9 protein-coding genes are annotated in these 9798 nt (G+C 65.9%); 6 read left to right on the top strand and 3 right to left on the bottom strand.

What is annotated here, in order from left to right:
• Together ACR9ZJ_RS06755 and ACR9ZJ_RS06750 are read left to right on the top strand one after the other, a co-directional pair.
• On the top strand, positions 1-481 hold a 481-nt coding region (locus tag ACR9ZJ_RS06755; protein ID WP_481287270.1), incomplete at its 5' end, for a YadA family autotransporter adhesin.
• A 74-nt stretch (positions 482-555) separates the two neighbouring features.
• Positions 556-1515 (top strand): LD-carboxypeptidase, encoded by a 960-nt coding sequence (locus tag ACR9ZJ_RS06750; protein WP_481287269.1) that lies wholly within the window; start codon positions 556-558, stop codon positions 1513-1515.
• Positions 1516-1544: 29 nt separating this feature from the next.
• On the opposite strand, the gene ACR9ZJ_RS06745 is transcribed toward ACR9ZJ_RS06750, so the two are convergent.
• A complete protein-coding gene (locus tag ACR9ZJ_RS06745; RefSeq protein ID WP_481287268.1) occupies positions 1545-1886 on the bottom strand; it encodes a hypothetical protein in 342 nt (113 codons plus the stop codon).
• Between the two features lie 199 nt (positions 1887-2085).
• On the opposite strand from ACR9ZJ_RS06745, the gene ACR9ZJ_RS06740 reads away from it, so the two are divergent.
• The 3 genes from ACR9ZJ_RS06740 to ACR9ZJ_RS06730 are packed head-to-tail and all read left to right on the top strand — an operon-like array spanning position 2086 to position 4434.
• Positions 2086-3330 (top strand): sensor histidine kinase, encoded by a 1245-nt coding sequence (locus ACR9ZJ_RS06740; RefSeq protein ID WP_481280786.1) that lies wholly within the window; start codon positions 2086-2088, stop codon positions 3328-3330.
• On the top strand, positions 3323-4090 hold the full coding sequence (locus ACR9ZJ_RS06735) for a LytR/AlgR family response regulator transcription factor (protein WP_481280785.1): 768 nt from the start codon (positions 3323-3325) through the stop codon (positions 4088-4090). The genes ACR9ZJ_RS06740 and ACR9ZJ_RS06735 overlap by 8 nt, the downstream gene beginning before the upstream one ends.
• A 14-nt stretch (positions 4091-4104) precedes the next feature.
• On the top strand, positions 4105-4434 hold the full coding sequence (locus ACR9ZJ_RS06730) for a hypothetical protein (protein WP_481280784.1): 330 nt from the start codon (positions 4105-4107) through the stop codon (positions 4432-4434).
• Positions 4435-4440: 6 nt separating this feature from the next.
• Here ACR9ZJ_RS06730 and ACR9ZJ_RS06725 read toward each other — a convergent pair whose 3' ends face one another.
• Entirely contained in the window at positions 4441-6426 is a 1986-nt protein-coding gene (locus ACR9ZJ_RS06725) for a CocE/NonD family hydrolase (protein WP_481287267.1), read from the bottom strand.
• 164 nt (positions 6427-6590) lie between these two features.
• Here ACR9ZJ_RS06725 and ACR9ZJ_RS06720 point away from each other — a divergent pair, with 164 nt between their 5' ends.
• Complete coding sequence (locus tag ACR9ZJ_RS06720; protein ID WP_481287266.1) at positions 6591-8186, top strand: Na+/H+ antiporter; 1596 nt, start codon at positions 6591-6593, stop codon at positions 8184-8186.
• A gap of 33 nt (positions 8187-8219) precedes the next feature.
• Here the strand turns inward: ACR9ZJ_RS06720 and ACR9ZJ_RS06715 are convergent, their stop codons facing one another.
• Positions 8220-9758 (bottom strand): alpha/beta hydrolase, encoded by a 1539-nt coding sequence (locus ACR9ZJ_RS06715; RefSeq protein ID WP_481287265.1) that lies wholly within the window; start codon positions 9756-9758, stop codon positions 8220-8222.
• Positions 9759-9798: the final 40 nt, after the last annotated feature.

Raw genomic sequence — 9798 nt, 5'->3', positions numbered from 1 at the left:
AGATGTGTATAAGAGACAGGTGCGCGAAGGCAGCGTGGGCTACGACACCGGCCCGGACGGCAGCGTCGACCGGGGAAATGTCACCCTTGGCTCGCCCGGTGCGCCAACGGTCGTGCACAACGTGGCACCCGGCACCGCGGCGACGGATGCGGCCAACGTGGGCCAGCTGGACCAGGTAGCCGACTGGTCGCGCCGCTACACCGATGAACGGGTGGGCGCGATCGACCGCGATATCCAGCGTACGAACAATCGGGCCAGCGCGGGCGTCGCCTCGGCGATGGCCATGGCGGGGCTTCCACAAGCCACGACGCCGGGACGCAACATGGCCGCGGTGGCGGGGGGCACCTTCCGCGGCGAGTCGGGCATCGCCGTCGGTATTTCCACGGTCACGGACGGGGGAGGGTGGGTCTACAAGCTCAGCGGGTCGGCGAATTCGCGTGGCGATGCGGGTTTCAGCGTGGGCGCCGGCATGGAATGGTGAGGTCGTCCGGCACCTTTCGATTGCCTTCTCGGGGCGGTCGAGGTATTGCTAGGCCGAATCATTCACTGCCAGACATGCCGACACGACTCGATATACGGCTCATTGCCCCCTCCGGATATGCGGATGACCGTGCCGCTTGCGCTCGGGGCATTGAACGGCTGCAAGCCGCCGGACATACCGTCCATGGCGGCGAGGTGGCCGATCGCGTGATGCTGCGGTTCGCCGGCGGTGACGCCGAGCGCGCCGCGGACATCAACCAGCTGGCGAGAACCGACCGGCCATTGCCCGATCTCGTCATGGCCATCTGCGGTGGCTATGGCGCGATCGCCTTGCTGGAGCGGCTGGACTATGACGGCCTTGCCGCCCGTTTCCTCGACGAATCCTGCGTGTTGGTGGGGCACGGGGACTTCACCGTGCTCCAGTGCGCGCTCTATGCCCGCAGTGCGATCGGTACGTTGCACGGGCCCATGCTCGTGCGCGACTTCGGCCAGGGTTACCTGCGCGAAAACACCTGGCGGCATTTCTGGCATACGGTGCTGTCGCCGCGAACGGAAATGAGCTGGGCCTGTGGCGACGAGCAGCACGACATGCTCGTCGAAGGCACGCTCTGGGGTGGCAACCTCTCCGCGCTGTGCAGCCTGATCGGCACGCCTTACCTGCCCAGGATCGACGGCGGCATTCTCTACGTGGAGGAAACCGGCGAGCAGGCCTATCGGGTCGAACGCATGCTGTACGAACTGAAGCTGGCGGGAGTACTCGACCGCCAGCGCGCGATCCTCATCGGCGGGCTCGGTGGCCATCGCATCAGCGAGTACGACAACGGCTACGACATCGACCATGCGCTGGAGCGTTTTTCTCGTGCCTGTGGCCTGCCGATGTTGCGCGGCCTTTCCTTCGGACACGGTCCGGACAAGTGGACGCTCCCGTTCGGCGGCCACGCATCATTGGAAGTGGTCGCGGGTGCCGCGACGTTGGCGGTGTTCGACTACCGCCATGCCGGAGCGTCCCTCGACGGGTCGACCGCTTCGGCCTGAGCGGCCTTTATCCGTGGTTCCGTAGATCGTCAGCCGAGGGCGGTGAACTGGGTCGCGCCGATCACGCCGATGAAGACGATGGAGAGCATCCAGAAGCGGGCAGGGTCGCGCCACACGCAGACTCCGAGGCAGACCACGCCCAGCACGCACGACACGATGCCGGCGGCGGTGAGGCCAAGCGTGACCAGCGACGGATCGCCACCGCCCGAGGCCAGCAACATGGGACGGAAGATCGCATACCAGGCAAGAACCAGGCAGGCTCCACCGACGATGCCCAGCAGCCAGTTGGCGGGATGATGCTTCGGCAAGGTACGGATGCCGAGGAAGATCGCAAGTACGACGACAGCGAAAACGACGAGCAACAAGGCCATGCAGTAACCCCTTTGTCGTGGCTTGCGGTCCCCACCGCGAAAGCCGTTTCCCGAGAATGGCCCATCGGGCGGCCCAGGTCATGCTGCGCCGCGCAAGGAGGGCGTTTCGTCGGCGCATGCGACGTTTCGTCGGAATCGGCGCCGGGCAGGGCGAACCGCGTCGTATGCTCCACGCCAATGCAGGGTGGGAGTACATGTGATGGCAAGCCTGAAGTTCCTTGGACGCATCGTCGTGGCGTGGGTGGCGGCGCTATGCGTGCTAATGGTCGTGTGGTCCGGAACCGGCTGGAATCGCGGTGAATTTCCGTGGATATTCACGCTGGCGTGGTTCGTCGGCCTGCTCGTGGCGCTGTCTCGCGGCGTCACCCATCTTTACCGTGTCCGGGTGATCGCGGGCCGCGTCGATGCGGAGACCGTGTCCAACCGGCAGCGTCGCCGCGTGGAAGTGCCTTATCCCGCCGACGAGGCCTTCGCCATCGTCGACGAGGTGATCCGGGAACTGCCGAACGTGCACGATGTGAGCGGAACACGCGGCGGGCTCCAGTTGCGCGCGATCATCCGCCAGCTGGCCAACGAGCAACCACGCCGCCGGGCCCGGCCACAGTGGCAGGCATCGCTCGACCGCCACACGAAGATATCCGCCACGATCACGCCGACGGACGGATCGAGCAGCGTGATGTTCGTCTGCGAGCCGGACAGCGGCGCATGGACCGACTGGTTCAATCCCGATGGCGGTGCGTCGCTGGAGTACGTGGAAACGCTGGTACGGGCCATCACGCAGCGCCTGTCCGAACGCCGCAACCGCGAGCGTGCCGATGTACGCCAGACCGCGATGGAGAAGGAGTTGACCGCCGCGCAGCTCGGTCTCCTGCAGGCGCAGGTGGAACCGCACTTCCTCTACAACACCCTGGCCAGTGCGCAGGAGCTGGTTCGTACCGACCCCGCGCGCGCCGATCGGATGCTCGGCCACCTCATCGATTACCTGCGCCGCTCGCTGCCGCGCACGGATGGTTCGCTCTCCACCCTGGGGGAGGAACTGGAGCGTTCCACCGCGTGGCTGGAAATCATGCGCCTGCGCATGGGCGACCGCCTGGCCGTGCATGCGGACGTGCCGGCGGATGCGTTGAAAGTGCCCATGCCGTCGATGATGTTGCAGACCCTGGTCGAGAATGCGATCAAGCATGGGCTCGAACCGAAACCGGGCGGTGGTGGCATCTGGATCCGCGCCGGCGTGGATGGCTCGGGCCTGTCCCTCACGGTCGCCGACGACGGCATGGGCTTCCGTAGCGACGGTGCTGGCACGGGCATCGGACTGAAGAACCTGCGCGAGCGCCTTCGACTCATGTACGGCAGCGCCGCGGCGTTCTCGATCGGCAACAATTTTCCCCATGGTGTCGCCGCGACCATCACGTTGCCGGTGACGGGAGTGGTCGAACATGCCTAGGTGCATCGTCGCCGAAGACGAGAAGCTGCTCGCCGCCGCCTTGCAGCGCGAGCTCGCCATCGCCTGGCCCGAACTGGATGTGCTGGAAGTCGCGGAGGATGGCGGCACCGCCTTGGAAGCCATCGCGTCGCACCGGCCCGAGGTGGCCTTCCTCGACATCCGCATGCCCGGGCTCACCGGCATGGAAGTGGCCGCCGCGGCTGCCGAGGCGAGCCCGGACACCCTGGTCGTCTTCATCACCGCGTACGACCAGTATGCCGTCGACGCCTTCGAACGAGGTGCCGTGGACTACCTGCTCAAGCCGGTCACATCGGACCGGCTCGCGCAGACGGTGGCCCGCTTGCGCGGCCGTCTCGCCGACGCGGCGCGGCATGTGGAGCGGACGGCGCGGATCGCGCGCGATATCGGCGCGCATTTCGACCGTCCGCCCGACGAGCCGCTGACATGGCTCACCGCCAGCACGGGACGCGCGACACGCCTGATCCTCGTCGAGGACGTGATCTATTTCCGCGCGGACAACAAATACACGTTGGTGGCGACCGCCGATGGCGACGCCCTGCTGACGAGGCCCATCCGGGACCTGCTCCGTCAACTCGACCCGAAGATCTTCCGGCAGATCCACCGTTCGACGATCGTCAACCTGCGCCAGGTCGCCTCGGTGGAACGCGAGGACACCGGCAAGGGTTGCCTGCGGCTACGCGGCCGCCCCGAAACCCTGAGCGTGAGCCAGCCGTTCATGGCCATCTTCCGCGCCATGTGACGAAGGAGACTTCCATGCGCCTGTTTCTTGCCATCGTCTATTGCTTCATGAACCTCGCCGGCTGCACCGACGCGCAGAACCGCACGATCGTGGCCACATCCCAGGAGAACGGCGTGGTCACCCTGGACAGCCGCACGGAAGTGCGCATGGGCCGCGCACGCTTCGCCTGCCAGGCGAGCAGCGCGGGGCGCTGCTACTACACCGTGTTCGATGGTGCGGCCGAAGTGAAGGCCTTCTCGCTGGCGGTATCGGAGGAACGACTGGTCGACCGGCTGCCCGCGGGCTTCACACTGTGCGTGACGACCACGGCGGAGAAAGTCTCCGCCGGGTGCAAGCCGGCCTGATCCGGGTTACGGGTTGCTTCGCGGCACCACCGTGAAGGTGATCTTCGACGGATGGGCGGCGTCGTGGTGCACGGCGTTGTGCGCGATCACGCCCTTGGCCTCGTCGTAGTTGTTGCCGCCCGTGTTGAGGTTGCGGTCGAAGCGCGGGAAGTTGCTGCTCGACACGGCTACCCGGAGCTTATGGCCGGCGAAGAAGAAGTTGCTCGTGTCGATCGGCTGGAAGGCCACCTTGTAGACCTCGCCGTCCTTCATCCACACCGGCGGCTTGTCGTATCCCTCGCGGTAACGCATGCGCTGGATGTTCTCGGTGAGGTTGAAGGCGCGTCCGTCGGGATAGACGTCCATCACCTTGAAGGTGAAGTCGGTGTCCTTCGCATCCGACGACACGTACAGCGTGACCGTGATCGGTCCGCTCACCTCGGTGCCTTCCTTGAAGGGCTCCGAATCGTAGACGAGGATGTCGTTGCGGGCGAGCTGCGGGTTCTGGTCGAACGAGCCGAACTTCACCGCCGTGCCCTGGCAGCACCCGCCGCCACCGAGCGTGGTGACCGGATTGGCCGGGTCGTAGAGGAACTGGTCGGGATGGTCCGTGCCGCCCGCCGCGCCGACCAGCTTGCCGTCGCCATACAGCGTGTTGGCCTTGCCGCCGCTGGTGAGGAAGAGCTCGCGCGTGGTGGCGCCCGCGGGAGGCCACGTCGGCGAATCGCGCCACTTGTTCTCGCCCATCACGTAGTACATGACCTTGGGCTGCTTGTCGACGATGGGGCTGTCCACGCCCTTGAGGAACTTGTCGAACCAGCCGAAGACCAGGCCTTCATAATCGAAGCGCGCGTCGCCCACGTCGAGGTCGCCGATGACGGTGTGCTCGGTCGCACGCGTATAGGCGCAGTGCAGCACCGGCGCGATGATCGCGTACTGCTGGTCCGCGACCTCCTTGGACGCCGTGGCGCGCACGTGGTTGTAGGCGGCGAGATTGGGCGAAACGGAAACGTCGAACCAGCTCATGAACCACAGGCCGGGCTTGTCGATCTTCATGTCGTCGTGCCACAGGCCGCCCTTGTGCCAGGCGGGGCTGTTGGGCGTGCGCGCGATCATGTTGCCGCCCGTCGGTACGTCCATCGCGTCGGCGAAGATGCCCTTGGGGCCGTCGACGGACTTCATGATGTCCTTCTCGGGCAGCACCCAGAACGCCTTGTCCCAATCGGGTTCCGGCGGCTGCGAATCGAGGTCGAACATCTTCGAGGCACGGATGAGGTCGGCCTGTGACAGGTTGGCCGGGAACATCGGCCGCACCTGGTTCTGTTCCTTGTAGAGCCAATCGATGAAGAGCATCTGCACGGCGCCACCGCGGTACCAGTTGCCCTGCTCGTAATAGGGGCCGACGCGACCCACGCCGGCGCCGAAGCCCTGTACGTTGAACGTGGCGAGACCCGGCTCGTTCTGCGCGACGACGGCCATCTGCCACTCGGCGGTGGACGAGCATCCGGTGGTGCCCACCTTGCCGTTCGACCAGGGCTGGGAGGTCATCCAGCGAATGGCGTCGACGCCGTCGCTGAGCGGCGCACCGAGGATTTCGTAGTTGCCCTCGGAGAAATAGTGGCCGCGCTCGTTCATGTCGACATAGGCATAGCCACGCTTCACCGCCGCGAGCTGCCGGCTCATGTCACGCGGCGCACCGAGCTTCACGTCCCAGAAATTGAAGTTGTACGGCGTGCGCACGAAGATGGTGGGCACCTTGCCCGAGGCATCCTTGGGCCGGTACACGTCGGCCGCCATGCGCTTGCCGTCGCGCATCTTCACCATCACCTTGCGGTCGACCACGGCGATGGCTTCGAGTTGCCGCTCGATGTCGTTGCGCTTGGCGATGGTCGCCTTCTGCTCGGGGGTCAGCACGGTCTGCTGCGCGGCGACGGGGCCTGCCACGAGGGCGAGGCAAACGGAAGCCACGCCGACCGACAACGCGGTCCTGACGTGGTGGAGGGCAGGGCGCATCGGTCGCATCAGGCAGGCCTGTTTTTCAGGGACGGTTCATCGAGTCTGGCAAAATGTCCCCGGCAGGTAAATGCATGACTTCCGGCAGGGGTGGGCGTACAACCGGTCCAATCGGCGGGCCAGGCGATACGGATAAGATTGCCTCCGATATGCCTGGAGGGCGCATGGCCTCGACCGAAACATTCAAGTTCGTACTGATCCTTCTCGTCGCGATCCTCGTGCTGGAGTTGATCGCGCGCCGCCTGCGCCTGCCTTCCGCGGCGGCCTTGCTGGCCGGTGGCATCGGCATCGCCTTCCTGCCCGGTATCCCGGAAGTGAGCTTCGATCCGGAGCTGGTGCTGACGATCTTCCTGCCTCCGCTGCTCATGGACGGCGCCTTCTATACGGTGTGGTCGGAGTTCCGCAGATACCTCGGCGGCATCCTCTGGCTGGCGATAGGCGCCGTGGTATTCACCACGTTCGCGGTGGGCGTCACCGTTCACTGGATGCTGCCTTCCTTGCCGTGGGCGGCGTGCTTCGCGCTCGGTGCCGTGGTGTCGCCACCCGACGCCGTGGCGGCGAAGGCGGTGCTGGGCAAGGTACGCCTGCCGCGCAGGCTGATGGTTCTTCTCGAAGGGGAGAGCCTGCTCAACGATGCGACGGGCCTCGTGCTGTTCCGCTTCGCCACGGCGGCCGCGCTCACCGGCGCTTTCAGCACGCATGAAGCGGTGCTCAGTTTTGCCGCGCTGGCGCTGGGCGGCATCGTCGTGGGCGTGGCGCTGGGTTTCGCCCTGATCTTCGTGCTGCGCCGGATCGACCACCTCTTCCTCGCCATCACGGCCGCCTGCCTGTCACCCTGGGCCGCGTACATCGGTGGCGAATCCTTGCATGTGTCCGGCGTGATGTCGGTGGTCAGCTGCGGCATCATCTTCGGGTGGTACCAGCACGACGTCTTCTCGGCGCGTGTGCGGGTCAACAGCTTCGCCTTCTGGGAAGTGATGATCTTCCTGCTCGAGGCGCTGGTCTTCATCCTGATCGGATTCTCGCTGCGTGGTGTCGTCGCGCGCATGGGCGGCGTCGGCGAGGCGTTGTCGACCTTGGGCATGCCCATCCTCGCCGTGCTCGCCGCGGTCATCCTGTCGCGCTTTCTCTGGATCTACGTCACCGAGTACCTGCGCGTCCCGCTGGCGCGCATGGTGGGACGCAAGCCCGTGCCGGCGTCGGCGAAGGCCTCGTTCCTGCTCAGTTGGGCGGGCATGCGTGGCGTGGTGACGCTGGCGATCGCCTTGTCGCTGCCCGAAGCCGTGCCTGGGCGCGACCTGACCATCGCAGCGGCCTTCGCCGTGATCCTGGTCACGGTGGTGGTGCAGGGTGGGACGATCGCGCCGGTCATCCGCTGGCTTCGGCTCGATGCCGGCGAGAAGGCGGAAAGCACGCACCTGACGGAAGCACAGGCTTCCGTATTCATCGATTCCGCCCAACTCGCGGCGGTGAAGGCGCGCGCCTACGATGACGAAGGGCGCTTGATCCATCCCCGCCTGCTGGAGCAGTACACCTATCGCGTGACGGTCGCCGAACGCTACAGCAAGGCCCCGCATGCGAACGAAGGGGGGCGCGCCGCGCATTACGACGTGGTGCTGGCGGCCATCGCCGCGGGTCGCACCGAACTCCTGCGCCTGCATCGTTCCGGCCAGATCCACGACGAGTTGCTGCACTACATGGAGCGCGACCTCGACCTGCAGCAGATCGAGGCCGAGAACGACCGGCAGAGCCCGACCTGATCGGTCCGAGCCCTCGAAGGCGGACGGCTACGCTCAGGAAGACCGCGCCGGCGGCGCCGAGGTCGATGTCGGCGGCGCGAAGGAAGGTACCTCGAAGTCCGGAACCGGAAGCGTGACCTCGACGGGCAGTCCCGATGTTTCCCCGGTGGCGAGGAATCCGTACACGGCTTGCTTCGCCGCCGGTTCGTTCCGCAGTTGATAGAACGCGCCGTCGTGCGATCCCCGGTGGACCAGGATGGCATGGCCCTTCGGGAAATAGGGAAGCAGGCCCAGGGTATTCTCGACAGGCGTCGAGGTGTCCCAGTCGCCGTGGATGAAAACCACGGGTATGTCGGACACGATGGGTTTGCGTACCCCGTCGCCCATGTCCGCAGTCGGCCAGTCGGCGGCCGAAGCGATATTTCCCTCGAAATTCCACGTTCCCAACATGTCCAGCGCGGGATCGGTGCGCAGGAGGTGCTCGCGCTCGGCGCTGACGCCGAGGCTGCTATCCGCCAGCGGTCCTATCAGGATCCTTGGGTCCGGCTTGCGCTCGCCGGCGACCTCGCGCGCCCATGCCTCGTAATGCCGGTGATACAGCGAAAGGATGAAGGCCGGCCATTCCGCGCTTTCCTGCGTGTGCGACAGGAGGGCCTGCTGGAGATCGCCCTCGCCAAGCACGATGCGCCGCGTCGCGCCATTGTCCTCCTTGAACGTGACCGTGACGGGGGCCGCGGCGAAGCGCTCGTGAAGCGCCTTCACGGCCGCCATGAGGCCACCCTGCGGAAGGTAGGGTGCCAGCGATGGCGCGCGATCGGCATCGTAGGCGATGCGTTGCAGCGAGGCATAGACATGCGAAGGCATGTCGTAACCATTGTTCAAGGGTTCCACGCTGGCGATCACGGCGCGGCTGACGATGCCCGGATGCAGCCGCATGACCGCCAGCGCCCATTGCGAACCGAAGCTGCCGCCGAAGAGGCTGATCTTTTGATAGCCGAGCGCACGACGGAGGTCGTCGATATCGCTGGCGAACTCGCCGATGTCGTAGCCGGAGAGATCCTTGTCCGGGTAGGCCGCGATGGCGGCCTTGGCATCTTCCCGCATGGCGGCCACGTCGTCGCGCACGGAGCCGGGGCGATCGTCGGGCAGGGGTTTCGAGGCAATGGTCAGCATGTCGCCGCGGGTGGTATAGCCACGCTGTTCGATGACGACGAGGTCGCCGACCTGGCCGAAGGCGAGCCATGAGCGCAGCCGGGATTTCGACGATGCGTCCGTATCGGTAAATGCACCGAGCACGGTCAGTCCCGGTCCGCCAGGAAGCCAGAAGACCGGAGGCGTTCCCGGACGCGTCGACGCCGGTCCCTTGATCCGGGCGAAGCCGACACCGATGAGCCGGCTGTCCGGCTTGTGCCTGTTCTCCGGCACGTAAAGCGTGCCGATTTCGTAGTCCCGGGACTGGCCCTTCTCGTCATGTATCGTGTGCCGCTCGACGACGATGTCACCCGCCTTGTGCTGCGCGGATGCGCACAAAGGCAGGAAGAGGAAGAGCGCCAGGACGGAACGGGGGACGTACGCTTTGCCGAACGAACGCATATATCGGTCCTTAAAAAAAACGCCACCGTTGTGCACGGCG

The sequence above is a fragment of the Luteibacter sp. KNZ12-1A genome, from assembly GCF_056755675.1.
This window is presented reverse-complemented; position numbering and strand designations above follow the sequence as displayed.

What these genes read in the sequence shown, in the direction of transcription:
- ACR9ZJ_RS06750 (WP_481287269.1), top strand. Translation starts at nt 556, where the DNA reads ATGCCGACACGACTCGATATACGGCTCATTGCCCCCTCCGGATATGCG.
- ACR9ZJ_RS06745 (WP_481287268.1), bottom strand. Translation starts at nt 1,886, where the DNA reads ATGGCCTTGTTGCTCGTCGTTTTCGCTGTCGTCGTACTTGCGATCTTC.
- ACR9ZJ_RS06740 (WP_481280786.1), top strand. Translation starts at nt 2,086, where the DNA reads ATGGCAAGCCTGAAGTTCCTTGGACGCATCGTCGTGGCGTGGGTGGCG.
- ACR9ZJ_RS06735 (WP_481280785.1), top strand. Translation starts at nt 3,323, where the DNA reads ATGCCTAGGTGCATCGTCGCCGAAGACGAGAAGCTGCTCGCCGCCGCC.
- ACR9ZJ_RS06730 (WP_481280784.1), top strand. Translation starts at nt 4,105, where the DNA reads ATGCGCCTGTTTCTTGCCATCGTCTATTGCTTCATGAACCTCGCCGGC.
- ACR9ZJ_RS06725 (WP_481287267.1), bottom strand. Translation starts at nt 6,426, where the DNA reads ATGCGCCCTGCCCTCCACCACGTCAGGACCGCGTTGTCGGTCGGCGTG.
- ACR9ZJ_RS06720 (WP_481287266.1), top strand. Translation starts at nt 6,591, where the DNA reads ATGGCCTCGACCGAAACATTCAAGTTCGTACTGATCCTTCTCGTCGCG.
- ACR9ZJ_RS06715 (WP_481287265.1), bottom strand. Translation starts at nt 9,758, where the DNA reads ATGCGTTCGTTCGGCAAAGCGTACGTCCCCCGTTCCGTCCTGGCGCTC.